General features: G+C 75.2%; 17 protein-coding genes. 7 read left to right on the top strand and 10 right to left on the bottom strand.

The genetic code is table 11. The annotated features are described in order from the left end of the window. Nucleotides 1-296 precede the first annotated feature (296 nt). On the bottom strand, nt 297-3,491 hold the full coding sequence (locus BJZ21_RS14760; RefSeq protein ID WP_179664442.1) for a sensor domain-containing protein: 3,195 nt from the start codon (nt 3,489-3,491) through the stop codon (nt 297-299). Between the two features lie 413 nt (nt 3,492-3,904). Here BJZ21_RS14760 and BJZ21_RS14755 point away from each other — a divergent pair, with 413 nt between their 5' ends. Next, complete coding sequence (locus tag BJZ21_RS14755; protein WP_179664441.1) at nt 3,905-5,932, top strand: PAS domain S-box protein; 2,028 nt, start codon at nt 3,905-3,907, stop codon at nt 5,930-5,932. Here the strand turns inward: BJZ21_RS14755 and BJZ21_RS14750 are convergent. Then, nucleotides 5,914-8,748 (bottom strand): sensor domain-containing protein, encoded by a 2,835-nt coding sequence (locus BJZ21_RS14750; protein WP_179664440.1) that lies wholly within the window; start codon nt 8,746-8,748, stop codon nt 5,914-5,916. The two genes, BJZ21_RS14755 and BJZ21_RS14750, sit on opposite strands and share 19 nt — an antisense overlap. A gap of 130 nt (nt 8,749-8,878) precedes the next feature. Between BJZ21_RS14750 and BJZ21_RS14745 the strand changes: the two genes are divergently transcribed. Further along, entirely contained in the window at nt 8,879-9,685 is an 807-nt protein-coding gene (locus BJZ21_RS14745; RefSeq protein WP_179664439.1) for a GGDEF domain-containing protein, read from the top strand. 21 nt (nt 9,686-9,706) lie between these two features. On the opposite strand, the gene BJZ21_RS14740 is transcribed toward BJZ21_RS14745, so the two are convergent. From BJZ21_RS14740 to BJZ21_RS21830, 3 genes are all read right to left on the bottom strand, one after another. Continuing rightward, on the bottom strand, nt 9,707-12,451 hold the full coding sequence (locus BJZ21_RS14740; protein ID WP_179664438.1) for an EAL domain-containing protein: 2,745 nt from the start codon (nt 12,449-12,451) through the stop codon (nt 9,707-9,709). A 106-nt stretch (nt 12,452-12,557) separates the two neighbouring features. After that, on the bottom strand, nt 12,558-15,191 hold the full coding sequence (locus tag BJZ21_RS14735; RefSeq protein WP_179664437.1) for a hybrid sensor histidine kinase/response regulator: 2,634 nt from the start codon (nt 15,189-15,191) through the stop codon (nt 12,558-12,560). A gap of 66 nt (nt 15,192-15,257) precedes the next feature. Further along, on the bottom strand, nt 15,258-16,391 hold the full coding sequence (locus tag BJZ21_RS21830; RefSeq protein ID WP_179664436.1) for an RsbRD N-terminal domain-containing protein: 1,134 nt from the start codon (nt 16,389-16,391) through the stop codon (nt 15,258-15,260). An 89-nt stretch (nt 16,392-16,480) separates the two neighbouring features. Here BJZ21_RS21830 and BJZ21_RS14725 point away from each other — a divergent pair, with 89 nt between their 5' ends. After that, on the top strand, nt 16,481-18,130 hold the full coding sequence (locus tag BJZ21_RS14725; protein WP_179664435.1) for an FAD-binding dehydrogenase: 1,650 nt from the start codon (nt 16,481-16,483) through the stop codon (nt 18,128-18,130). An 18-nt stretch (nt 18,131-18,148) separates the two neighbouring features. Here the strand turns inward: BJZ21_RS14725 and BJZ21_RS14720 are convergent, their stop codons facing one another. Continuing rightward, nucleotides 18,149-18,472 (bottom strand): DMT family transporter, encoded by a 324-nt coding sequence (locus BJZ21_RS14720; protein WP_179664434.1) that lies wholly within the window; start codon nt 18,470-18,472, stop codon nt 18,149-18,151. A gap of 111 nt (nt 18,473-18,583) precedes the next feature. Here BJZ21_RS14720 and BJZ21_RS14715 point away from each other — a divergent pair, with 111 nt between their 5' ends. After that, entirely contained in the window at nt 18,584-19,135 is a 552-nt protein-coding gene (locus BJZ21_RS14715) for a TetR/AcrR family transcriptional regulator (RefSeq protein ID WP_179664433.1), read from the top strand. Here the strand turns inward: BJZ21_RS14715 and BJZ21_RS14710 are convergent. Next, entirely contained in the window at nt 19,122-19,490 is a 369-nt protein-coding gene (locus tag BJZ21_RS14710; RefSeq protein ID WP_343052155.1) for a YidH family protein, read from the bottom strand. The genes BJZ21_RS14715 and BJZ21_RS14710 overlap by 14 nt on opposite strands. Before the next feature lie 184 nt (nt 19,491-19,674). Between BJZ21_RS14710 and BJZ21_RS14705 the strand changes: the two genes are divergently transcribed. Continuing rightward, a complete protein-coding gene (locus tag BJZ21_RS14705) occupies nt 19,675-20,994 on the top strand; it encodes a hypothetical protein (protein WP_179664431.1) in 1,320 nt (439 codons plus the stop codon). Here BJZ21_RS14705 and nadE read toward each other — a convergent pair whose 3' ends face one another. Beyond that, nucleotides 20,995-22,014, bottom strand: a complete 1,020-nt coding sequence (gene nadE, locus BJZ21_RS14700) for an NAD(+) synthase (RefSeq protein WP_218851506.1) — start codon at nt 22,012-22,014, stop codon at nt 20,995-20,997. Beyond that, nucleotides 22,011-22,271: an acyl carrier protein gene (locus tag BJZ21_RS14695; RefSeq protein ID WP_343052154.1), complete on the bottom strand. Its 261-nt coding sequence runs from the start codon at nt 22,269-22,271 to the stop codon at nt 22,011-22,013. The genes nadE and BJZ21_RS14695 overlap by 4 nt, the downstream gene beginning before the upstream one ends. A 244-nt stretch (nt 22,272-22,515) precedes the next feature. Here BJZ21_RS14695 and BJZ21_RS14690 point away from each other — a divergent pair, with 244 nt between their 5' ends. Continuing rightward, complete coding sequence (locus tag BJZ21_RS14690; RefSeq protein WP_179664430.1) at nt 22,516-23,934, top strand: DUF222 domain-containing protein; 1,419 nt, start codon at nt 22,516-22,518, stop codon at nt 23,932-23,934. Nucleotides 23,935-23,964: 30 nt separating this feature from the next. On the opposite strand, the gene BJZ21_RS14685 is transcribed toward BJZ21_RS14690, so the two are convergent. After that, nucleotides 23,965-24,576 carry a hypothetical protein gene (locus tag BJZ21_RS14685; protein ID WP_179664429.1) on the bottom strand — a complete coding sequence of 204 codons (612 nt, stop codon included), beginning with the start codon at nt 24,574-24,576 and terminating at the stop codon, nt 23,965-23,967. Nucleotides 24,577-24,776: 200 nt separating this feature from the next. Between BJZ21_RS14685 and BJZ21_RS14680 the strand changes: the two genes are divergently transcribed. Then, nucleotides 24,777-25,532 (top strand): CHRD domain-containing protein, encoded by a 756-nt coding sequence (locus BJZ21_RS14680; protein ID WP_179664428.1) that lies wholly within the window; start codon nt 24,777-24,779, stop codon nt 25,530-25,532. The last annotated feature ends 4 nt before the right edge of the window (nt 25,533-25,536 follow it).

The raw sequence follows: 25,536 nt of genomic DNA, 5'->3' as shown, positions 1-25,536 counted from the left end.
GGAACGGGCCCTCAAGTGGGGCTGGCGGGGCGGGTGTGGCGGCAGCCGAGACCGGGCAGACCCGGCGCTGGCCCGACCCGGCTGCTGACCCCGGTCAGCGGGTCGCGGACCCGGCCCGACGGCTGTGCTCGCGGGTGCAGGGATCCCCGGTCAGCCGGGTATTCCCTCGGTTGGGGGCCGTTGCAACGCCCATCAAGCGAGGGAACGGGCCCTCAAGTGTGGCTGGCGGGGCGGGTGTGGCGGCAGCCGAGACCGGGGAGACCCGGCGCGGGCCCGACGACGGCTGCTGCCAGAGGTCAGCGGGTCGCGGCCGTGCCCGGCAGCTCGTAGCGGCGGGTCAGCGCGCCGGTGGCGACGGCCTCCGCGCACGGGACGGCCTTGCTCCACAGCCAGCCCTGGGCAGCCTCGCAGCCGAGCCCCTGGAGCAGCTCGGCGTGCTGCTCGGTCTCCACGCCCTCGGCCACGACCGTCAGCCCGACCGCCCGGGCCAGGTCGACGATCGAGGCGGCGATCGCCAGCGCGCTGGGGTCGGTGGCGATCTCGGCGACGAAGCTGCGGTCGATCTTCAGCACGCTCAGCGGCAGGCTGCGCAGGTAGGCCAGCGAGCTGTGGCCGGTGCCGAAGTCGTCGACCGCGATCGGGAAGCCCCGCTCGCGCAGCCGGGTCAGCACGCCGACGGCGGTGGTGGTGTCGGCCATGATCGCGCTCTCGGTGACCTCGACCAGCACGTGGGCCGGCTCGAAGCCGGCCTCGGCCACGGTCGTGGCGATCCACCGGTCGAGCTCCGGGTCGCCGAGCGTCCGGGCGGAGAAGTTGACCGCGACGTAGCTGTCCGGACCCATCGCGCCGGACGCGCGCAGCTCGCGGGCGTCGGCGAGCGCGCGTCGCAGCGCCCAGCGGTCCAGCTGCGGCGCGAGGCCGACCTGCTCGGCGACCGGGACGAACCGGTCGGGGGTGACCACGCCGTGCACCGGGTGGGTCCACCGGGCCAGCGCCTCGGTGCCGATCACCCGGCCGGTGGCCAGGTCGACGACGGGCTGGTGGTGCAGCGTGAGCTCGTCGTCCTCCAGCGCCCGGCGCAGGTCGCCGCCCAGCCGTTGCCGCTCCGCGGCGTCGGCGGCCAGCACCGCGTCGAAGGCGCGCACCGCGTGGCCGCCGGCGCTCTTCGCCGCGTGCAGCGCGATGTCGGCGTGGTTGAGCAGCTCCTCGACCGTGGCGGCGGGCGAGGTGGCGACCCCGACGGAGGCGGTCAGCGTCACCTCGCCCTCGGAGACGCGGTACGGCGAGGCGAGCGTGTGCTGCACCGCCCGCGCCAGCTCGCAGGCCTCCTCCTGGTCGACGGACTCGCACACCACGAGGAACTCGTCGTCGGCGAACCGGGCCACGGTGTCGGTGGGCCGGACCACGGCCTGCAGCCGGGTCGCGACGTGCACCAGCAGCTCGTCGCCGGCCACGTGCCCCCAGACGTCGTTGACGATCTTGAACCGGTCGAGGTCGACGAGCAGCACCGCGGTCGCGCCGGTCTCGCGGACCAGTGCGCGCTCGAGCCGGTCGAAGAGCAGCGCCCGGTTCGGCAGCCCGGTGAGGCTGTCGTGCAGGGCGGCCCGTCGCAGCTCGTCCTCGAGGCGCCGGGCGTCGGTCACGTCGGAGACCATCGCCAGCGACCCCTCGCTCGCGCCGCCGGCGTCGTCCAGCGGCGCCGCGGAGACCCGCAGCGTGCGCCGCCGGCCGTCGGGGTGGAAGTACTCGACCTCGTAGCGCTGCGGGCGCCGTTCGGGCGTCGGCGTCGCGCCGGCGGCGAGGCGCCCGTCGGCGTCCAGCAGCTCCACCAGGCACCGGTCGCCGAGCCGCACGCCGTCCAGGCCGAGCATCTCGCGGAGCCGGGCGTTGACGTAGACCGAGCGGCCGTCGGGCGTGAAGACGCACAGGCCCTCCTCGGCGTTGTCGGCGATCGCCCGGTAGCGAGACTCCGAGGCCCGCAGCGCCGCCTCGGCCCGCACCCGGTCGTCGACGTCGCGCAGGTTCCACAGCACGCCGCCGACCGCGGTGTCGAGCAGGTTGGTGGCGGTCGCCTCCAGCCAGTGCCACGCGCCGTGCGCGTCGCGGATCCGCAGCGGCACCCCCGCGGAGCCGCCGCGGCGCAGCACCCGGGCCAGGGCCACGGCCACCGGACGCCGGGCGTCGGGGTGGAGCAGCCCGCCCCCGAGGGTCCCCGGGACGTCCTCGGCCGCGCGACCGGCCAGCGCCGCCGCCGCGGGGGAGACGTAGACGACCAGCCCCGCGGGGTCGGTGACCACGGCCAGGTCCCCGGCGCGCTGGGCCAGCGCCAGGAAGAAGCTCTCCTGCCGGTCCCGTCGGGCCTCGACCTCGCGCAGCGCGGGGAGGTCCTGGACCGAGGCGACCACCCCGGTGGCGCGGCCGGTGCGGTCGTGCAGCACGGTGCCGCTGACCACGGCCGGTACGCCGCGGCCGTCGCGTCGCTCGAGCACCCGCTCGCAGACCAGGCCGCCGCTGCCCGGGAGCAGCCCGTCGAGGGCGTCGGCGCCGCCCGGGTCGGAGCGGTGCAGCAGCTCGCGGGCGGGCCGCCCGACCAGCTCGGTCTCGGTCCGGTCGACCAGCGTGCACAGCGCCGCGTTGACCGCGGTCAGCCGGCCGCTGCGGTCCCACAGCAGCTGGGGGACCGGCGACCGGTCGAAGAGCGTGCGGATCCGCGAGGCGGCCAGCCCCTGCGCGCGTTCGGCCTCGCGCAGCTCCTGCACGTCGTGGGCGTTGCCGACGCTCGCGGCGACCTCGGGGTCCCCGCGGTGGTCGGTCAGCACCTGACGCACCAGTGACCAGCCCCGCCGGGCGTCGGCGAGGCGGAACTCCAGCACCTCCTGGCCACTGCCGCGCAGCAGCCGCGCCCAGGCGTCCCGCAGCGCGGCTCGGTCCTCGGGGTGGGCGAGCTCGAGCACCGAGCTGCCGAGCAGCGCGTCGAGCGGCCGCCCGACGTGGCGGACCGTCGCCGGGGTCGCGGTCAGCAGCACCCCGTGCTCGTCGGCGGTCCAGGCCGGGTCGGCCGACTCGGCCAGCAGCGCCTCCCAGAACCGCGCGCCCGCGGTCTCCCGGGCCTCGTCGAGGCAGAGCACCAGCAGCGACTCGGGCGCCCCGCGGGCGTCGCGGACCAGGGTCCAGACCAGTCGCATCCGCAGCGTGGGACGGCCGTCCCCGACGGACCAGCGCTGGGTGAAGCCGCCGCACGGCGTGCCCGCCCGCGCGGCGGCGAGCGCGCGCCGGCCGCGCTGGGCGTCGGTCGGGTAGGCGCTCAGCGCGCGCAGGTCGCAGCCGACGAGCTCGTCACGCCGGCGACCCACCAGCCGACACAACGCGTCGTTGGCGTCGACCAGATGCCCGTCGAGCGCCAGGCTCGCGGCCGGCAGGCTCGTCTCCACCACGGTCCGCACGAGGCCGGAACCCGTGGAAGTCGCGAGCAGCGCATCGTGCGCGTGCATTCGATCTCCCCCCACCATGGACCCCGAGCACGAGGGACACCGTAAGCACCAACGACCACATCTGTACCGGAAATGGGAGAACTGGTCCGCGTGTCGGGGCTCCGCGCGCCTCCCGGTGGTGTAGGGAGGCCTCGCGCGGGACCCGGTCGCAGTCCGCGGTGGGCGCCGCCACGGGAAATAGACGGAAATAGGCGGCGCCGGGGTGTCAAGTCGGCGACCGGGGCTGCCGATCAACTCGATACCACGGTCCGGACCAGTGGCGGCGGGGCACGGGGCCCGCCGCTGCCGGACCGCGGCGGGTGGGGGATGGGTCGGGGGGCCCCAGCGTGACAACGACGAAAGCGGCGCTCGGTCAGCCGCCCACATCATGTCGCCCAGCGGAGGATCCCGCGCGGGCGGCCATGGGGGGTGACGTGCAGCAGATCGACCAGGGCCAGCTGTTGGCCAGCATCGCCGCGACCTCGCACGACTGCATCGTCTCCGTCGACGCGCGCGGCACGATCCTCTGGGCCAGCCCGGCCACGCTGGGGCTGCTCGGCTGGCGACCGGAGGACCTCGCGGGCAGCGAGCTGGCCGTGCTCACGCCGCGGCAGGGCGGTGACGTCCACGCGGCGTACCTGGACCGGCTGCTCGCCGGCGAGCGGGTCGACCCGTTCCTCGACACCGTCGTGCGCCGCGACGGCAGCACCTTCAAGGCCTCGGTCACGCTCGGCCCGGTGCACGACGCGGCCGGCGCGATCACCGGGGTCACCGTCATCCTGCGCGACGTCACCGCCCACCTGCTCGAGCAGCGCGAGCTCACCCAGGCGCTCGAGGTCTCCCGGGCCCACTTCGAGCAGGTGGCCACCCCCCAGGCGATCCTCGACCTGCGCGGCCACCTCACCTCGGTGAACCCCGCCTGGTGCGAGCTGTTCGGTCACCCCGAGGAGCACTTCACCGACCGCGACCTGCTCTCGCTCGTACACCCGATGGACCTCCACCAGGCGGCCGAGCGGCTCGACGCGCTCGGCTGGGGGAGCCTGGACTCGATCACCTACCAGGGCGTGTTCTGCGACGCGGACGGCCGCAGCCTGTCGCTGCTGCTCGACGCCACCGCGCTGCGCGAGGCCGACGGGTCGGCGTACGCCGTGGCGGTCTCGGCGCGCGACCTCGCGCTGGTCGACGAGGCGCGCCGGGCCGCGGCCGTCCGGGCCAGCCTCTACGAGGCGCTCGGCCGGCGACCGTGGGCGGCCGCGCTGGTCATCGACACCGAGCTGCGGATCACCTCGGTCACCCCCGCGGTCACCGCGATGCTCGGCTACGCGCCCACCGAGGCGGTGCGGGTGGCGGCCTGGGAGGGCGTGGTGCACCCGGCCGACTCCGCGACCGTGACCGAGACCCTCGAGCGGGTCCGGGCCGAGCCCTGGCGCACCGAGCGGTTCGTGCTGCGGGCGCGTCACCGCGACGGGCGCTGGCTGTGGGTGGAGGAGACCGTCACCAACTGCCTGGAGGACCCCGACATCCGCGGGCTGGTGGCCAACCTGCGGGACATCACCGAGCAGGTGCGCACCGAGGAGGCGCTGCGGCTCTCCGAGGCGCTGCACCGGGCGCTGCTGGAGACCGCCCAGGACGGGATCCTGGCCGTCGCCCGCGACGGTCGCACCACGTTCGCCAACGCGCGGGTCGCCCAGATCCTGGGCCGCCCACTGGCCGAGATGTACGGCGTGGAGGCCGATCACCTGCTCGGGCTGCCGGCGTGGGAGGACACGGCCGGCCGGTTCGAGCTGCGCTACCGCCACCCCGACGGGCACGAGCGCACGCTCGAGGTCGCGCGCAACCCGCTCATGGGCGCCGACCCGGAGCCGCTCGGGTCGCTGGTCACCGTCGCCGACGTCACCGAGGCGCGCCTGGTCGAGCGCACGCTGCGCCGCCAGGCGCTGCACGACCCGCTGACCGGGCTGCCGAACCGCTACCTCTTCCTGGACCGGCTCGAGACCGCCGCGGCGCGACACCTGCGCACGTTCGGCCGCGGCACGGCCGTGCTCTACCTCGACCTCGACCACTTCAAGCCGGTCAACGACGGGCACGGCCACCAGGTGGGCGACGAGGTGCTCCAGGAGGTCGCCCGCCGGGTCGCCGGCGCCGTCCGCGCCACCGACACCGTCGGCCGGCTCGGTGGCGACGAGTTCGCGATCATCTGCGAGGACACCGACGAGGGGGCCGCGGTGCTGGTCGCGGCGAAGGTGCTCGGCGAGCTGCGCCGCCCGTTCAGCTCCGACGGCGAGGAGCACCAGCTCGGGGTCAGCATCGGGGTCGCGCTGGCCCCGCCGTACCACGTCGAGGAGCTGGTACGCCGGGCCGACGCCGCGATGTACCGCGCCAAGCAGCTCGGTGGCAGCCGGGTCGCGGTCTCGCGCCCCGGCGAGGCCGGCGGCGGGGACGGTCAGGCGCTGATGTCGTAGCGCCGGGCCAGCGCGCCGGTGCCCTGCGCCTCCAGCGGCGCGACCGCCGGGCTCCACAGCCAGCCCTGGGCGGCGTCGCAGCCGAGCTCCCGGAGAAGCCGGGCGTTGACGGCCGTCTCCACGCCCTCGGCCACGACTGTGGCCCCGACCGCGCCGGCGAGCTCGATGATCGAGGCGACGATCGCGCAGGCCCCGGCGTCCTCGCCGAGCTCGGCGACGAACGTGCGGTCGATCTTCAGGATCGTCACCGGCAGGTCGCGCAGGTAGGCCAGCGAGCTGTGGCCGGTGCCGAAGTCGTCGACCGCGATGCCGTAGCCGCGCTCGCGCAGCCGCTGCAGCAGCTCCAGCGCGCTGGCCGGGTCGACCATGATCGCGCTCTCGGTGAGCTCGAGCACCACGTCGCGGGGCTCCAGCCCGGCCGCGGCGACGCCGGCGTCCACCCACCGCTCCAGCGCCGGGTCGCCCAGGGTGTTCGCGGAGATGTTGACCGCGACGTAGGCCTCCGGCGACAGCGCGCCGGTCGCCCGCATGGTGCGCAGGTCGCGGGTCGCCCGGGCCACCGCCCAGCTGTCGAGCCGGGCGGTCAGGCCGACGTCCTCGGCGACCGCCACGAACCGGCTGGGCGGCACCGATCCCCGGTTGGGGTGGGACCAGCGGGCCAGCCCCTCGGCGCCGAGCACCCGGCCGGTGCGCAGGTCGACCACCGGTTGGTAGTGCATGTCGAGCTGGTCGCGGCTCAGCGCCCGGCGCAGGTCGTTGGCGAGCCCGAACCGGTCCTCGGCCTGCGCGGCCATCGCCGAGTCGAAGACCCGGACCCGGCTGCGGCCGGCGAGCTTCGCGGCGTACATCGCCGCGTCGGCGTGCCGCAGCAGCGCCGAGCCGGTCGTGGTCGTCGAGGTGACCGCGACCCCGACCGACGCCGAGAGCACCGCCTCGCCCCCGTCGACGACGAACGGCTCGTCGAGGACCGCGAGCAGCCGCTCGGCCACGGCGCAGGCGCCGGCCTCGTCGGTGTCCTCGCAGACCACGAGGAACTCGTCGCCGCCGAAGCGGGCCACGGTGTGGGCCGGCCCGGCGGCCGCCTTGAGCCGTCCGGCCACCGCCTGCAGCAGCGCGTCGCCGACGGCGTGGCCGCGGGCGTCGTTGACGATCTTGAACCGGTCGAGGTCGATGAACAGCACCGCGGTCCCCGCGCCGCCGCCCACGAGCGCGGCCTGCAGGTGCTGCATCAGCCGGGCGCGGTTGGGCAGCCCGGTGAGGTCGTCGGTGAGGGCCGCCTCCCGCAGCTGCTCCTCGGCGCCGCGGGCGTCGGTGACGTCGGAGACCATGGCCAGCCAGCCGCCGGGGGCGTCTCGCTCGCCCTCGAGCGCCACCCGGGCGACGCTGAGGATCCGCCGCCGGCCGCCGGGGTGCGGCCAGACCAGCTCGGAGCGGTCGGCGCCCGGGCGCGCTGCGCCGTTGGGGCCGGCGGGGTCGGTGGGGCCGGCGGGGCCGTGCCACACCTCGGCCGCCGCCAGCACCGCCGACATCGGGCGGCCGAGGATCTCGGACTCGGGCAGCCCGAGGATCTCCACGAGCCGGGCGTTGACATAGATGCCGTCGCCGTCGGGGGCGGTCAGCCACAACCCCTCGTCGGCGTGGTCGGCGATCGCGCGGTAGCGGGCCTCGGAGGCCTTGAGTGCGGCCTCGGCGCGGATCCGGTCGGAGACGTCGCGCAGGTTGAACACCACCCCGCCCACCGCGGTGTCCAGCAGGTCGGTGGCGGTCTGCTCCACCGTGTGCCACTCGCCGCCGGCGCCCCGCACCCGCAGCGTGGAGGTGGCCGACCCGCTCTCCGCGACCACGCGGGCGAACATCGCCGCCGCGTCGGACGCGTCGTCGGGGTGGACGAAGTCCAGGCCGCGGGCGTAGAGCACGTCCTCGGCGCCGTGGCCGAGCATCTGGGTCAGCGCGGGGGAGACGTAGAGGATCCGCCCCTCCGCGTCGCTGACCAGCGCCAGGTCGCTGGCCCGGCGGGAGAGCGCGAGGAAGAACTCCTCCTGCTGCTGGCGGCGCCGCTCGACGTCGCGCAGCAGCGTCAGGTCCTGGAAGTACGCCGCCGCGCCGGCCGGTCGGCCCGCGGCGTCGCGCAGCACGGTGGCGTCCACGAGCACCGGCACCGGCCGGCCGTCGGCCCGGGCCAGCGAGCGCTCGTAGCGGTCCGCGGCGACCTCGCCCCGCAGCAGGCGGGCGAGCCGCGAGTCGGCGGCCCCGGCGTCGGAGCGGTGACTGAGCGAGTGCACCGGCCGGCCGACCAGCTCGTCGGCCGGGTGGTCCACGAGCAGGCAGAACGCCGCGTTCACGTCGGTCACCCGGCCCTGCGCGTCGCAGACCGCCTGCGGGGCGGTGGACTCCTCGAACCCGGCGCGCAGCGGGGGGCGCCCGTCGACGGCCCCGTCGACCGCCCCGTCGCGGGTGCCGGTGCGGTCCAGCACGAACGCCGTGACCTCGCTGGGCGCCCCGTCGTGCCGGTCGGTCACGGCCCAGGCCAGGTGCAGCCGCAGCGGCCTGCCGTCCGCCTCCGGGTCGGTGTGCGGGTCCATCGCCAGCACCGTGTCCCCGGCCGGGACGCCGTCACGGACCGCGGCCAGCAGCTCCTCGACGGCGGCCGCATCGTCGGGGGTGTGCGCGAGGTCGCGCAGCCGGACCCCCTGCAGCGGCCGTCCGAGCAGCTCGGGGAGCCCCGGGCCGGCCCGCAGCACCAGTCCGTCGGGGCGCAGCACGAGCAGGGGCAGGCCCGGCACCGGCGCGGACCCGGATCGCGCTTGCTCGGACATCGTCTGTGTCTCCCCCTGCCCCGGTGCGCAGCGACACCGGACGCCGAGTCGGACTCTACCCACGCGGGTGCGGCGACATAACCAGGATCCGGCGGCGCGGCCTTCGCCGGGCTGTCACAGTTGTCGCACGATGGACACCCATGACCCTGCCGAGCCCCACGACCCCGCTGCGACGGCGGTCGTGCTGCGGGCGGTGCGCACCCTGCTCCGCGCGGAGACCCGGGCCGAGGCCGCGGCCGCCCTGCACACCGCCGTGCGCGAGCTCGGCGGCGAGGTGGTGCCCGAGCGCAGCGCCGGCCTCCGCGCCCTGCCGTACGAGATCTCGCTGGGGCTGGGCCCGGCGTGCCTCGCCGAGCCGGTCACCGGGCCGGAGGCCGAGCGGCGGCTCGCGACCCACCTGAAGCCGCTGCTCGACGACGCCGAGGCGGTCGCGGCCCGCTGCGACCGCTACCAGCGGCAGGCCACCCGGGCCCGTACCGACGCGCTCACCGGCCTCGCCGGCCGGGGCGAGGTCGACCTGCGGCTCGCGGAGGCCGCGGTCGACGACGTGGTCTGCCTGCTCGACCTCGACGACTTCAAGTCCCTCAACGACACCCGCGGCCACGCCGCCGGCGACGCGGCCCTGCGCCGGTTCGGCGAGCTGCTGCGCGCCGGGGTGCGGGACCTCGACATGGTCGGGCGGTACGGCGGGGACGAGTTCCTGGTGCTCTTCACCGGCATCCCGGCGCTCGTGGCCGTGGAGCGGATGCGGGAGCTGGTGCGCCAGTGGACCCTCGAGGGGGCCGGCTCGGGTGTCTCGGTGGGGCTGGCGGTCGTGGACGTCCGCGGCCCCGGCCGCGCCCTCGCCGCGGCCGACCGGGCCCTCTACCGCGCCAAGGCGGCCGGTGGTGGCGCGGTCGCGCAGGCCCACCTGGCCGACTACGAGAAGCCGGTCTGACCAGCGCGTCCGCGCCCGGGCTCAGGAGGCCGTCGAGCCGCGGAGGGTGCCGTGGTGCCAGGCGACGTGCTCGTGTCGGGTGCACACCTCGGCGTGCCGCAGGGCGAGCGGGTGGTCCGCGTCGTACCCGCACCAGACGGAGACCCCGGTGACGTCCTCGAGCTCCTCCCACAGGCCCTCGACCGCGGACGCGGCGGCCGGCTCGTCGTGCTGCTGCAGCAGCCCGGTGAGCTCGGCATAGATCCGCACGGTGGTGCTGCTGCGGTGCAGGTGGCGGACCAGCTCGCCGATCGAGCCGTCGAACCGCTCTCGGGAGGGGGCACCGCCGTCGCAGAGCCGGGCGAGGATGTCGGCCGCGTCCAGCTCGACGTACCCGCCACGGACCGCGGCCGCGACGTGGTCGGGGCCGAGCGCCGCCCGCAGCGCCTCGCGGTGCTCGTCGGTGGCCACGACCAGCCACGCCTCGCCGGCCTCCAGGCCGGCGCGCACCGCCTCGGCGACCTGGTGGCCGGCGTCCGGGGGCGTGGCGGGCACGGTCCCCGGCACCCCGCCGGGCAGGACCGCCGGCCCGGCGCCGGCGACCGGCGTACGCCGCCACCCGGCGCGGCCCCAGCGGCGACCGGGGTGGCCGCGGCGGGCGGCGTGCCGGCCGGGCACGAGCGGCGCCACCGGACTGCCGAGCGACGCCTGCGCCAGCACCTCCGCCAGCGGCAGCGCCCGGCTCCACAGGTGCCCCTGGGCGTTGGCGCAGCCCAGCCGGAGTAGCAGCGCACGCTGGTCCTCGGTCTCGACGCCCTCGGCCACGGTCTCCAGGCCGAGGCCGGCGGCGAGGTCGACGATCGACTGGGTGATCAGCCGGTCCTCCTGGTTGCGGGCGACGTTGCAGACGAACGAGCGGTCGATCTTGACCTGGGTGACCGGCAGCTCGCGCAGGAAGCTCAGCGAGGAGTAGCCGGTGCCGAAGTCGTCCAGCGCGATGCCGACGCCCAGCCCGCGCAGGCCCTGCAGCGACCGCCGGGCGGTGGCGATGTCCTGGAGCAGCGCGGTCTCGGTGATCTCCAGGACCAGCGAGTCCGCCGACAGCTCCTCGGCATCGAGCACGGCGCGGACCAGCGCCACCAGGTCGGGGTCGGCGAGCGAGCGGGCGGAGAGGTTCACCGACACGCGTACGCCGTCGGGCAGCGTGCCCGCGACCTGGCCCGCGCGGACCTGGCGGCAGGCCCGGGCCAGCACCCACCGGTCCAGCTCGCACACGAAGCCGCTGTGCTCGGCCAGCGGCACGAACTCCGAGGGCGGCACCATCCCGCGGGTCGGGTGGTTCCACCGGGCGAGCGCCTCCACGCCGACCAGCCGCTGCCCGTCGAGCGCGACGATCGGCTGGTAGTGCACCTCCAGCCGGTCCCGCGCGAGCGCGTCCCGCAGGTCGCCGGACAGGCTCAGCTGGTCGCGGGACCGCTCGGCGAACGAGACGTCGAAGATCTGGCTGCGCGAGCGGCCGCGGGCCTTGGCCTCGTACATCGCCGCGTCGGCGTGCCGCAGCAGGCTCTCCGCGTCGGGGTCCAGCGGCGGGGAGACCGCGATACCCATGCTCGCGCTGATGTGGACCGCCCGGCCCTCCAGCCGCACCGGCGCCGCCAGCGCCGCGAAGATCCGGTCGGCGATCGCCGCCGCGGCCGCGGTGTCGGTGTCGCGGCTGACCAGCACGAACTCGTCGCCGCCGAGCCGCGCCACCATGCCGTCCTCGGGCAGCAACCGCAGCAGCCGGCCGGCGATCTCGGCGAGCACCCGGTCGCCGGCGACGTGCCCCTGTGCCTCGTTGATCCGCTTGAACTGGTCGAGGTCGAGGAAGAACACCGCCACCGGACGCCCCTCGGCGGCGTCGCGGGCCAGCGTCCGGGAGAGCCGGTCGACCAGCGAGGCGCGGTTGGGCAGACCGGTCAGCCCGTCGTGCATGAACGCCCGGAGCAGCTCGTCCTGGAGGTAGCGGCGATCGCCGATGTCGCGGGCCAGCACCGTGACGCCGCGCAGCTCCCCGGTCGGCCCCGCCTCGGGGCAGGCCGTCAGCGAGACGTGCACCGGCACGCCGTCCTTGCCGTGCCGGACGGTCTCCAGCGCGCGCACCGGCTCACCCCGGCGCAGCGCGGACATGATCGGCGCGTGCTCGTGGGTGTCGGGCGGGTGCAGCAGGTCGACGTGCCGGCCGAGGACCTCCGCGGAGGTGTAGCCGTAGAGCTGCACCGCGCCGTGGTTCCAGGAGGTGATGATGCCCTCCGGGTCGTGGCAGTAGATCGCGTCCGGCAGCACGTCGAGGATCGCGGACATCCGCCGCGTCGCCTCCTCGCTGGTGCGCAGCTCGCTGATCACCCGGGCCCGGTCCAGGAGCCGTCGCCAGAGCCGGGGGGTGGGCGGACCGACGAGCAGCTCGCGGCCGATCACCTCGTCGGCCAGGTGCAGCCCGGCGTGCGCGTCGTCCTCGGACCCGTCGACCAGCGCCAGCAGCACCGCGCCCCGGCTGTGCGCGCGCAGCGCCCGCCAGGTCTCCGGGTGGTGGGCGTCGGGCAGGCCGAGGTCGACCGCCACGCAGTCCACGGGCCGGGAGGCGAGCAGGTCGAGCGCGGCGGCCAGTCCCGGGGCGCGCAGCATCGCCGGCGGACCGACCGGAACGTCGGTGCCGGTCCGTGGTCCGTCGTACCCTCCGGGTTCGGGTCCGACGAGGAGCACGGAGGCCGTCACCGAGGAGGACGGCGGAACGGTGCCCTCCAACATGGCTCCTCGTGCCTTCCCAAGATCTGCGGTGCACAGTCTGCCTGTTCCGGGTGGGACTCGTGGGGTTTTCGCGGAATGCGGGTGGCGAGGGGCCGGTGGCGAGGGCTCAGGTGGCGGCGGGGAGCCAGCGGCGCAGCGCCGCGTCGAGCTCGTCGGGCATGACGGGCTTGGCCACGTAGTCGTCCATCCCCGCGGCCAACGCGCGCTCGCGATCGCCGGCGACCACCCCGGCGGTCATCGCGAGGACAGGCGTGCGGAGCCCCTGCTCGCGCTCGCGCTCGCGCAGCCGCCGGGTGGCCTCGTAGCCGTCCATCCCCGGCATCTGGCAGTCCATCAGTACCGCGTCGAAGCGGCCCCGGGCCAGCAGCGCGAGCGCCTCCTCGCCGTCGGCGGCGACCTCGCTGCCGAACCCCAGGTGCGCGAGCATCCCGACCGCGACGAGCTGGTTGGTGACGCTGTCGTCGACGACCAGCACGTGGCCCCGGACCGGGTCGGGCACCGGCGGCGCGGCGGCGGTGGGGGCGGAGGCGATCGGCGCGGTGGGCGCGGTCCCCGGTCGCGGGTGGGGGATGGCCTCGGCCTCGGCATCGCCGTCGGCGCCCGGCGCCAGCGCGTCCAGCAGCGCCGCCCGCAGCCGGTCCAGGTGCACCGGCTTGGTGAGCACCGCCCGGATCCCGGCGCGGGTCGCGTGCGCCGGGTCGACCTCGGGCGCGGAGCTCAGCAGCACCAGCCCGATCCCCGCCAGCTCGGGCGCGGTCGAGATCCACTCGGCCAGCTCGATCCCGTCCATGTCAGGCATGCACTGGTCGAGCACCGCCAGGTCGTACGCCGCGCCACGGGCGGCCGCCGCCCGCAGCCGATCCAGCGCGGTGGGCGCGTCGGCGACCGCGTCGGGGAGCATCCGCCACGCCCCGAGCTGCTTGACCAGGACCATCCGGTTGGTCTCGCTGTCGTCGACCACCAGGACCCGGCGGCCGGCCAGCTCCTCCTCCAGCCGGGGGAGGGGCCGGCGCGGCTCGTGGGCCAGCGGCAGTGGCAGCGTGAACCAGAACCGGCTGCCGGCGCCGGGCCGGCTCTCCACGCCCAGGTCGCCGGCCATCAGGCCCACCAGCTGGTGGCAGATGGCCAGCCCGAGCCCGGTGCCGCCGAACCTGCGGGTGGTGGAGGAGTCGGCCTGGGAGAAGGGCGTGAACAGGTGCCGCAGGGCCTCCGGCTCGATGCCGATCCCGGTGTCGGCGACCTCGAACCGGACCAGCACGCCCCGGTCGGTGACGTCCTCGAGCCGGGCGCTCATGGCGACCTCGCCGGACTCGGTGAACTTCACGGCGTTGGCGGCCAGGTTGAGCAGCACCTGGCGGATGCGGGACGGGTCGCCGCGCAGCTGCACGGGCAGCTCGGGGGAGCAGAAGGCGAGCAGCTCCAGCCCCTTCGCGCGGGCCGGGCCGCTGACCAGCTCGGCGACCTCCTCGACGACCTCGAGCAGGTCGAAGTCGATCGCCTCGATGTCCAGCCGGCCGGCCTCGACCTTGGAGAAGTCCAAGATGTCGTTGATGATCCCGAGCAGCGACTCGCCGGCCTGGTGCACGCCCTCGGCGTACTGGCGCTGCCGGCGGTCGAGGTCGGTGGTCAGCAGCAGGCCGGTGAGCCCGATGACGCCGTTCAACGGCGTGCGGATCTCGTGGCTCATCGTGGCCAGGAACGACGACTTGGCGAGCGAGGCCGCCAGGGCGGCGTCGCGGGCCACGGCGAGCTCCGTGCGGGCCCGGGCCTCGGAGCGCAGCAGTCGCTCGGTGCGGAAGAACGCCAGCGTCAGCAGGGCGATCAGCCCGAGCGTCGGCTCCAGCGGGTTGAGGCGGTGGCCGACCGCGGTGCTGACGATCCGGATCGCCGGCGGCACGGCCAGGGGGAGCACGGCGATCGCCAGCGTCCGCCGGACGTGCCGGTGCTCGGTCGTGTCCGGCAGGAGCGGCTGCGGGACCGGTGGCCACCAGGTGGACAGGGCCACCAGCACCGCCCCGAGGATCCAGCCGCCGTCCTGCCAGGGGGTCCACGCGTTCGAGGCCTCGGGGAAGAGGCGGCCGAGGTCCGCGCCCAGCCAGCACAGCACCCCCACCGCGAGCGGGAGGCCGGCGTCGCTCAGGTAGCGCCGCGCGGTCAGCGCGCGGAGCACCAGCGCCAGCAGGATCGCGTCGGCGATGGGGTACGCCGCGAGCAGGGCGCGCGTCCCGGCCGGCATGCTCGAGTCGCGCACGACCGAGCCGATGGAGACCGTCCAGAGCACCAGCACGCTGACCACGACGATCGTGAGCGCGTCGATGACCGCGTCGACGTCGAGGCGCCGGCCGCCGTCGGTGCGGACGAGCAGGACGACGGTCAGGGAGGCGCCGATCAGCAGGTAGCCGGCGAGGTGGAGGACGTCGGCGAGCAAGGGATCGGGCTCGCGGCCGCTCCACAGGAACAGGCGCCGGACCAGGTCGCCCACCGCGGCACACGTGAGGCCGACCGCGACCAGGGCCGGCACCAGGTGTCGCCGCGGGGGCGCCACGCGCACGCCCCACCAGGCCACGGCCGCGGCCGCCCAGACCCCAAGGAGGTAGCCGGTCTCGCCCAGGCCACCGGCGGGACGCCACAGGTGCAGCGCCAGCAGGGCGGCGGTGACGCCGGCGACCGACCACAGCGTCGTACGCCGGGTCCGCGGCCGCGCCGCGACCCGCCGGGGCGGTGGCTCGACCGGGAGCATGGCGCAGAGGGTACGCGGCGACGACTCTCCTCGCGTCGTCCGCGCGCCGGTGGGGGGCCGGCCGGGCTACCGCGCGGGCGCGGGCGCGGGACCGTCCGCTGCGGCGATCGTCCGGGCGACCTCCAGCACGAACCGGTCCCAGGGCCGGCGCGGGTCGCGGCCGGTGCGCTGGACGAGTCGGCGCAGCCGGTGCCGCATGGTCTGCGGATGCAGGCCCAGGGTCGCGGCCGCCGCGCTGGCGCTGCCGGTCTCGAGGTAGGCGTCGAGGCCGGCCACCAGGTGCGGCTGGTCGGCCAGCGGGCCGAGCACCAGCCCGGCCAGTCGGGCGGGGTCGGCGTCGCGGTGGGCGGCCAGCAGCGCCAGCACCAGCGCGTCCGCCTCGCCGAGCGGGCCGCCGGCGGTGGCCCGGGCCGGAGCGTGCTCGACCGCGAGCGCGGCCAGGCGGTGCGCGCGCGGCACGTCGTCGGTGCTGCGGGCGGTGACCAGGCAGCAGGTCACGGGCATGTGGGGGAGCGGGCCCTGCGGCGCCCGCTCACCCGCACGACCCGGGTCTGCCAGCAGCGCGACGGTGGTCCGCTCCCGGGTCCGGGCGAGGAGGGCATCCGCCGGCGCCGGCCCGGTGGTCACCAGGACCGCGGGCGCGGCCGGCAGCGTGACGCCGAGCTCGCGGCACCGGTCGGCGAGCGCGGTCCGGGTGGCCTGGCGACCGTCGAGCAGGTCCTCGAGGAGGTCCGCCAGCGCCCGGTCCCGGTCGCCGCTGAGCCGTTCGCTGGCCGCGGAGTGGCCCGCGTAGAGCGCCTCGGAGAGCGTGTCGACGCTGGCCATCCACAGCCGGGCCAGGGCGAGCGCGTCCTCGACGGTCAGCCGGTCGCCGCCGGCCTCGGCGACCAGGTCGGTCACCCGGGTGCCGGCCACCCGGTAGGCCCGGAGCACCACCGGCAGCGGCCGGCCGTCCAGCGCCCGCGCGGCGCCGATGCCCCGGAACCGCGCCACGTCGGCGGGCGCCAGCTGCTCGTCGGCCACCCACAGCTCGAGGATGCGCGAGGCGGCCCAGCCGGCGATCGCCGAGACCTCCTCGAGCTGGGCTGGCGAGAGGGCGCGGTACGCCGGGATCTGGGCCCGGATCGCGCCCACCACGTCGTCCACCACCCGGGCCGGGTCGGCGACCAGGGCCCGTCGTACCGCCTCACGCTGCTCCACGACCCCATTGTCACCACATGACAACACCCGTGCGCGAGGAGTGAGCGACCTCCTTGACCGGTGCGCCCGGTCCTCCCGACGATGCCCGCATGGACACCGACGTCGTCGTGGTGGGGGCCGGGCTGGCCGGGCTGGTCGCGGCCGCCGAGGCCGCGGACGCCGGCCGCCGCGTGGTGCTGGTCGACCAGGAGGGCGAGCAGTCGCTGGGCGGCCAGGCGTTCTGGAGCCTCGGCGGGCTGTTCCTCGTCGACACCCCCGAGCAGCGGCGGATGGGCATCCGGGACTCCCACGACCTCGCCCTGCAGGACTGGCTCGGCAGCGCGCAGTTCGACCGCGCCGAGGACCACTGGCCGCGGCAGTGGGCCGAGGCGTACGTCGACTTCGCCGCCGGCGAGAAGCGCGCCTGGCTGCGCGCGATGGGCCACCGGCTGTTCCCGGTCGTCGGCTGGGCCGAGCGCGGCGACGGCCGGGCCGAGGGGCACGGCAACTCGGTGCCGCGGTTCCACCTCACCTGGGGGACCGGGCCGGGCGTGGTCGAGCCGTTCGAGCGGCGGGTGCGCGAGCACGTGGCGAGCGGGCGGATCCGGTTCGCGTTCCGGCACCGGGTCGACGAGGTGCTGGTCGAGGACGGTGCGGCGGTGGGCGTGCGGGGCGCGGTGCTCGTGCCGACCGGCGTCGACCGGGGCCGCCCGAGCAGCCGGGTCGTGACCGGCGACTTCGAGCTGCGCGGCCAGGCGGTGATCGTGACCAGCGGCGGCATCGGCGGCGACCACGACCTGGTCCGCCGGTCGTGGCCGGCGCGGCTCGGCGAGCCGCCGCGGACCATGGTCTCCGGGGTGCCCGCGCACGTGGACGGCCGGATGCTCGCGATCAGCGAGGCCGCCGGCGCCCGGGTGATCAACCCCGACCGGATGTGGCACTACGTCGAGGGCATCCGCAACTGGGACCCGATCTGGGAGAACCACGGCATCCGGATCCTCCCCGGCCCGTCGTCGCTGTGGCTGGACGCGACCGGCCGCCGGCTGCCCGCGCCGTACTTCCCGGGCTTCGACACGCTCGGCACCCTGCGCCACCTACGCACGACCGGGCACGACTACTCGTGGTTCGTGCTGACCCAGAAGATCATCGAGAAGGAGTTCGCGCTCTCCGGTTCCGAGCAGAACCCCGACCTCACCGGCAAGGACGTCCGGCTGCTGCTGTCGCGGGTGAAGAAGGGCGCGCCCGGGCCGGTCGAGGCGTTCAAGCAGCACGGATCGGACTTCGTGGTCGCCTCCACGCTGCGCGAGCTGGTCGAGGGCATGAACCGGGTCGGCGAGCCCGGCCTGATCGACGAGACCGCGCTGCGCCGGCTGATCGAGCAGCACGACCGCGAGATCGACAACTCCTACGGCAAGGACGCCCAGGTGACCGCGATCCACTGCGCCCGGCGCTACCGCGGCGACCGGCTGATCCGGGTTGCCCGGCCGCACAAGCTGCTCGACCCGAAGGCCGGCCCGCTGATCGCCGTCCGGCTGAACATCCTCACCCGCAAGACCCTCGGTGGTCTCGAGACCGACCTGTCCGGACGCTGCCTGACCCCCGCCGGCCCCCCGCTGCCCGGGCTGTACGCCGCCGGCGAGGTCAACGGTTTCGGGGGTGGGGGCATGCACGGCTACAACGCGCTCGAGGGCACCTTCCTCGGCGGCTGCCTGTTCAGCGGCCGGACCGCGGGCCGGGCCGCGGCCGCGGCCTGCCTGTAGGGCGGCCCCCGGCCCGGCTCAGTGCGACCCCGCCAGGTTGAGCCCGACCACGCCGACCACGATCAGCGCCAGCGAGGTGGCCTTGACCCAGCTCATCGACTCGCCGAGGAACATGAAGCCGATGCCGGCGACCACCGCGGTGCCGACGCCGGACCACACGGCGTACGCCACCGAGACCGGCATCGTGCGTACGACGATCGCGAGCAGCCAGATCGACACCGCGTAGCCCACGAGCACGACTGCGCTCCAGCCGAGGTCGGTGAACCCCTGGGCGCGGGGGAGCAGGGCCGTCGAGGCCACCTCCATGCCGATCGCGATCATCAGCAGCACTGCGCCGAACATGTCCCACTCATCCGAAGTCGTCGTGCGGGTCCGGGCTCGTCGAGGGAGCCGCCGGAGCCCGATGTAGCACTCGCTACATCACGCCAATGTAGCACTCGCTACGCTGGGACGGTGAACCGTCGCGAGGACCTGCTCGACCAGGTGACCGACCACGTGCTCGAGCACGGGCTGATCGGGTTGACCCTGCGCCCGCTGGCGGCTGCGATCGGCACCAGCGACCGGATGCTGATCTACCACTTCGGCGGCCGGGACGCCCTGGTCTCGGAGGTCGTCGACCGCTGCACCGAGCGCGCGATCGCGGCCGTGACGGCGATGCCGGGCGCGCCCACGGTCCGGTCGGCCGTGAACCGGCTGTGGGCGGCCTACCGGACCGAGCCGCTGCACGGCTGCCTCGACGTCTACTGCCAGGCCGCGGCGAGCGGGCTGATCGGCCGGGAGCCCTACCTCAGCGGCGCCCGGGCGAGCAACGAGCGGTGGAGCGCCGGGCTGCGCGACTACTTCGTGCGCAGCGGCGCCCCGCCGCGCCGCGTGGCCCGGGTGGTCACGCTGGTCGACTCCGCGCTCTACGGCTTCCACCTCGACCTGACCACCGACCGGCCCGAGGAGCTCGCCCGCGGCGTCGACGACCTGGCCCGGGCGGCCCAGCAGATCAGCGGCCGCTGACCGCCAGCACCAGCGCGAGCAGCACCGAGACGAGCACGATCGCGACCGTCAGCCACATGCCGGCCGCGAACGCCGGCAGCGGGGCCCGGTGGCGCATCGCCCGCTCGACGCGGGCCCAGTGCAGGTAGGCCAGCCCCGCCATCAGCCCGCCGAAGAGCATCAGCCCGACCACCACGGTCGTCCGCAGCGCGGTCGAGGTGGGCAGCCCCAGCTGGTGCAGCGCCACCGCCCCGGCGATGACCGCGAGGGCGGTGCGCACCCAGGCCAGGAAGGTCCGCTCGTTGGCGAGGCTGAAGCGCGGGTCGGGCTCCTCGCCGGCATCGTAGACCCAGTGCGGGCGGCGGCGTTCGGTCACGCCGCCCACTCTAGGAGCAGGGCACACTCGAACACGCAGTCTGCTCATCCGCGGTAGGGCCGTTCGGCCGGGACACCGCGAATTACCCGGAATCGGGTGCCCCGGCCCACCAGAACTGGTGAAGGCGGCGCCGTCCGGATCAGTCGAGCCCTCCCGCGTCTCACGGTCCTCCCAGGAGGCAGCCATGGACCGAGGTCGGCGGGTCGTCGTGAGGGCGCTCACTGTGGCCGTGGGCCTGGCGGCGGGCCTCGGTGGCACCCCGGTCGCGCACCCGACGCCGTACGCCGCCGCCGGCCGCGACCCGGCCGGGGGGGTCATCCGGTCCAGCCCCGACGACACGGTCTCGTGGCTCCGGGCGACCGAGCTGCCCGGCTGGCAGAACCAACCCCAGGACCGCGGCCCGTGGTCGTTCCGCACCTGGTCCTTCGCGCAGTACCCGCTCAACTGTGGCGCGCAGTCCGGCGTGGCCTACCAGTTCATCTGGGCGCAGCGGGCCGGGGACGCGCACGCCTCGCTGCTGGCGACCCGCCGGCCCGCCGTACGCGCGGCGGTGCGTCGGGCCAGCTCGGTCTTCGCGGCGTCGTGGGCGCACGTGATCGACTCGGCGCCCGCCAAGCTGGCCGACCACACGCCGCGGGTGGTGACCGAGCCCGGGCCCGACGGTCTCTGCCAGGTGGCCTACGACCGGGTCCAGGTCCCCATCGACGTCTGGCGCCGCGAGCCCTACGAGAACTACGACAACGACGGCGACCCGGCAACCCCGCGCCGGCAGGGCCTGTTCCCCTGGCTCGAGGCGCTCGGCTACGACCGGCCGGACCGCCGCTACGTGGTGATCGAGCAGGGACCCGGCGGCTGGAACCCCGGTGGTGGCGCCGCCGTCATCGCCGCGGACGGGACGTTCCAGCGCCTCGACGACCAGCCGGGACCGCAGAACCGTAACGAGGCGGCGGGCACGTGGATCGCCGTCAACGTCCGCCAGGACGGGGCGAACCTCGACCCGGCCGCCGGCGGCAGCCTCGGGGAGGTCCTGGCCCACGAGTGGGCGCACAGCCTCGGCGCGATGCTGCCGTCCGCGCCGCACTACAACCCGCTGAACCCCGTCGGTCACGCCTCCGACTGCGCCGACCTGCTCTGCTACAACGACTACGACGCGGACGGGCAGCACTACGACGCGTGCGGCGGCGCCACGGCGGACACCTTCGCGGCGTTCGGCACCGACCCGGACGACCCCAAGTGGGGCCTGAACGCGCCGGAGTGGAGCCGGGCGGCCTACCGGCTGGACTGCCACCGCGACGACTACTGGGGCGTGGACGCTGGCACCGGAGCCGAGAAACGCTGGGTCGACCGGCGCTGGTCCATCCACCGCTCACGCTGGCTGTGGGGCAACCCCGACGTCTACACCGGCCCGGATCTCGACATCAGCGCCTACGACGTACCGCCGGAGTGTGCCTACGACCCCGGCGGCTGGTGCCCCGACGGCACGCCGGGCGGCCTGCGAGGCTGACTACGTGAGGGACCGGATCTCCGCAACCGGCTCCACCAGACGCGACGCGAGGTGCTGGCGGCGGGTCTCCCGGCGCCGCTGGTCGAGGTCGCGGAAGACCCGCTCGACCTGCTCGGGGCTGAGACCGGCGGCGGCCGCCGCCGCGGCGGCCGGCAGCGCCCGGTTGTGCGCGAAGAGGCACAGGTCCATCTGGGCCGGGGGCAGCGCGAAGCAGAGCTCGCCGCCCGAGCGGGGCGGCGCCAGCGGGTCGGTGCTCGGGGGGCGGTTGCGGACCGGCCCGGGGATGCCGAGGTACGCCGCCAGCGCCTGCACCTGGGTCTGGTAGAGGTGCGCGAGCGGCTTGATGTCGCCCTCCCCGTCTCCGAGCCGGACGAACAGCCCCTGGTCGTGCTCGAGGCGGTTCGAGGTCCCGGTCGTGACGAAGTTGAGGCGGTCGGCGTGGTGGTGCTCCAGCATCTTGCGCACCCGCGGCTTGAGGCTGAGCGCCGCCAGCAGTGCCAGGTAGGAGTCGGGGGTGAGGCGGTGCTGCTCCGGGGGCCCCTCCGGCGGCTGGACCAAGACCGAGCACAGTCGGATGCCGTCGGACTCCAGGACGCTCGGCAGCACCAGCTTGGAGCGCCAGCCCTCGCCGTACGCCGGGCAGACCAGCCGGACCGCGTCGTCCCTCCTTCGGTAGCAGCCCACCGCCTCGAGCGCGGGTGTCACGTCCTCGAGCAGCGTCTCGACGCCGAGCGAACCGGCCGCCAGCCGGGCCAGCCGCAGCATGTCCTCGGCGGACTCGCGCTCGGGCAGCAGGAGCGCGAGCACGCGGTCCTGCCCGATCGCCCGGACGCAGAGCGCGGCGGTGACCGCGGAGCCGACGTCCCCGGCGAGCGCGACCACGGCGCCGCGGCGCATCGAGCGGCCCGCGTGGTCGACGACGGCCCGGCAGATCCGATCGGCCTCGCCTTCGACGTCGATAGCGAGGTCCTCGAGGCTGAGCGGCCGCCCGCCGCCCACGGAGCCGACGACGCTGCTCAAGCGACGGCGCACTTGGTGAGGACGAACCGGGTCAGCCCGGAGATGCTGTCGAGGTTGCCGAGCACGGTCTCGTCGTCACACACCTCGATGCCGAACTGCGCCTCGAGGAACTCGATCAGCTCGAGCACCCCGGCGGCGTCGAGGATCCCTCGCTCGAGCAGGGAGTCCTCGTCGCCGGGGAAGCGCGAGACGTCCCCGAACAGGTAGTTCGCGCTGATGAACTCCCTCAGCTCGGTCCTGACGCTCTGCTCCACCACCGTCGTCTCCTCCGCCTCCGCTGGCCCGGTCCGACGCCCGCCGTCCCGGCCCCCACCTTGGCGACCGGAGCGGCTGCCCGTCCTGAACGCTGGGTGGGAATACCCAAAAGTCGACGGCAACGGCCCCCGGTCGGGACTGCGCCACCGCGGCGGCCGTCACCGAAACCTGTCGAGGGTCAATTCCGCGCCCTGTGGATTATTCGAAGACCTTGACGAATAGCGTCCTTGGTGCCTATCCTGTGGTATGGCTCCGATCGACGACCTCGACCCCCAGGCCCTGCTGGCCCGGGCCGAGCAGTGCGTGGTCGAACGCCGTCGCAGTGGGCTCACCGAGCTGCTCCTGGCCTCGCAGTGGGCGGTGCTGCATGCCACGGACCCGAAGGACGATCCCGGGCACCGCGAGGTCCCCGGCGGGGACCGGCTGGTCCGGGTCGGTGGCGAGGGTACGCCGCGGCTGCGACAGCTCAGCCTGGCCGAGCTCGGCATCGCGTTCGACACCCACACCACCGGGGCCCGCGCGCTGGTCGCCGACGCCCTCGACCTGGCCCACCGGCTCCCACAGACCTGGGCCGCGGCCCAGGAGCTGGGCTGTGATACCTGGGTGGTCCGCAAGGTCGCCAAGCTGACCCGCGAGCTGTCGGCCCAGGCGGTCGGCCTGGTCGACACCGCGGTCGCCCCGGTGCTCAACACCCTGCCGACCGGGAGACTGCTCGCGCTGGTCGAGGCGAAGGTGATCGAGGCCGACCCCGAGGCCTACGCCGAGAAGGTCGAGGCCGAGCTGCGCCGCCGCTTCGTGGGCCTCTCCCGCACCGACACCCACGGGCTGCGCACCGTCTACGCCCGCCTCGACGCCGGCGACGCCACCTGGCTCGACGCGATCATCGACCAGCTCGCCGACATCCTCGACCAGCGCGAGGACCTGCGCCCCCAGACCCCGCGCGACCTGGGCCGCGACGAGCTGCGGGCCCTCGCGTTCGGATGGCTGGCCCGGCCCGCCGAGGCCCTCGAGCTCATCTTGGACTCCACCCACGGCCAGGCCCCCGCGGAGGTGGAGGAGGAGCCCTCCCGCGCGGTCGCGCTGTCCGAGCGGGCCCTGGAGCTGCTCGGCTCCCTGGACCTGACCAGGCTGCGGCCCACCGCCCAGCTGTTCTGCCACCTCCACCAGGACGCCCTGACCGGCCGGGTCCCAGGCGTGGCCCGCATCGAGGACCTCGGCCCCCGGCTGCTGGCCCACCTGGCCACCCTGCTGGGCCACACCAACGTGACCCTGACCCCGGTGCTCGACCTCGCCACCCAGCGGGCCGTGGACGGCTACGAACACCCCACCAGCATGCGGACCCGCACCCGGCTGCGGAACCCCGCCGACACCTTCCCCGGCTCGACCACGATCACCGGCACCGGCCGCCAAGCCGTCGACATCGACCACCCGGTGCCCTACGACCCCGACGGACCACCCGGCCAGACCCGCGACACCAACGCCCAACCCCTCACCCGCGGCCACCACCGAGCCAAGACCCACCTGCCCTACCAGGTCTGGATCATCGACTCCACCACCAAGCTGTGGAAAACCCCCCACGGCCGCTGGCGCATCGTCGACCACCAAGGAACCCACCTGCCCCAGGTCCTCGAGCTCGACCCCACCTTCCCCACCTGCGTCGCCTGATCGACTGCGTGGATCGCGGCACCTCCGTGGTCACTCGCTCCAGCAGCCGACGACCGCGGCCGCGACGCCGTAGGCCACCTCGGTCCGGGTGAATCCCGCGGGCAGGCTGGTCGCGGAGAGGTCGCCGGCCTGCACCCACAGGGTCTTGTGGTCCTTGAGGAAGACGACGTCGCCGGTGGTGGTCTCGTACGCCGGGAGGCCGAGGTTCTCCAGGCCCCGGATCGCGGTGGCGCCGTCGAGACGGTGGCGCAACCGGTCGAACCAGGCCCGGCCCTGCGTGGCATCGGAGAGGTCCTTGACCGAGAGCCGCAGGGTCTGCGCGCCGATCGGGTAGTCGCAGGTGTAGAGGCGGTTGCGCCAGGTGTCGCGGCCGGTCGGCGGCGCCGCCAGGTCGAGGGTGCGTTGCACGGCGCCGGCGATCTCGTCGCTGCACACCATCCGCGCCGCCGGGGACGGTTGAGCGCCGTTCATCTCGGCGTCCGTCATGACGGTGCCGTCGGCCATCGTGTGCGAGCCGGAGGCGACACCGTGGGGGGTGTGGCGGGTCGCGTCGTCCGATGCCTTCGTCGACGAGCCGCAGGCCGAGACCAGCAGTGTGAGTGACAGCGCGACAGCCGCGCGCCCCGTTCGGTTCCTGTGCATGCCGGCTCCTCGCGTGGTGGTCCTTCGCCGGTGGTTCGGCACCGGTAGTTCGGCGCCGACCGGGCCCCGGTTTGCCCCGAGGTCGGCCCGGGACCAATCCGGAGGCCGCACGGCAACGGATGACCCACGTCAGAGTCCCGGGGCGGGAGACAGATGGTCCGCCGGCAGGGGCGCACGGACCGATCCGATTCGAGGAGCACATGCGCAAGGCACTGCACATCCTGGTACCGCTCGCGGCCGCGGCAGTCCCGCTGGCCATGGCCACGGCTGCCCACGCCGAGGGAACGTCCTACCAGGCCACCCTCGATCCGCTGAATCACTCCGGCGGCTCGGGCATGGCGACGGTCACCCTCACCGGCAACACCGCCGACATCGACGTCAGCTGGTCGGGGCTCGCCTCGACCTTCGGGGGGAATCCCTACCCGCACGTCCAGCACATCCACATCGGCGGACAGGGCACCTGCCCCACCCCCGCGGCGGACACGAACGGCGACGGCGTGATCAGCACGACCGAGGGCGGCCCGGCGTACGGCGGCATCGGCACCACGCTGTCGGTCAAGGGCGACACCTCCCCGGCCGCGGGCACCAACATCAAGATCGCCCCCAGCGGGGACTCGACCGACTACCACCGCACCATCACCCTGGATGACAAGACCCTGGCCTCGCTGAAGTCCGGCACCGGCGTCGTCGTCGTCCACGGTCTTGACCCGGCCACCTTGTCCAAGCAGGCCCAGAACGAGAAGAGCGACCTGGTCAAGAGCCTGCCCCTGGCCGCGACCTCCCCGGCGCTGTGCGGTGCGCTGACCGCGATGCCGGCCGGCGGCGTGGCCGCCGGTGCCGGGACCACCGCCGGCATCGAGGACGCCGGGCTGCTGGCCGCGGGCGGCGGGCTGGTGGCCGGTGCCGCCGGGCTCGCGCTCTACGCCGTACGCCGCCGCCAGGCCGCCGAGGCGTGAGCTG

The sequence above is a fragment of the Nocardioides panaciterrulae genome, from assembly GCF_013409645.1.
In the GTDB taxonomy this organism is placed as follows: domain Bacteria; phylum Actinomycetota; class Actinomycetes; order Propionibacteriales; family Nocardioidaceae; genus Nocardioides; species Nocardioides panaciterrulae.
The sequence above is the reverse complement of the archived record's forward strand: the minus strand, read 5'-3'. Positions and strand labels throughout refer to the sequence as shown.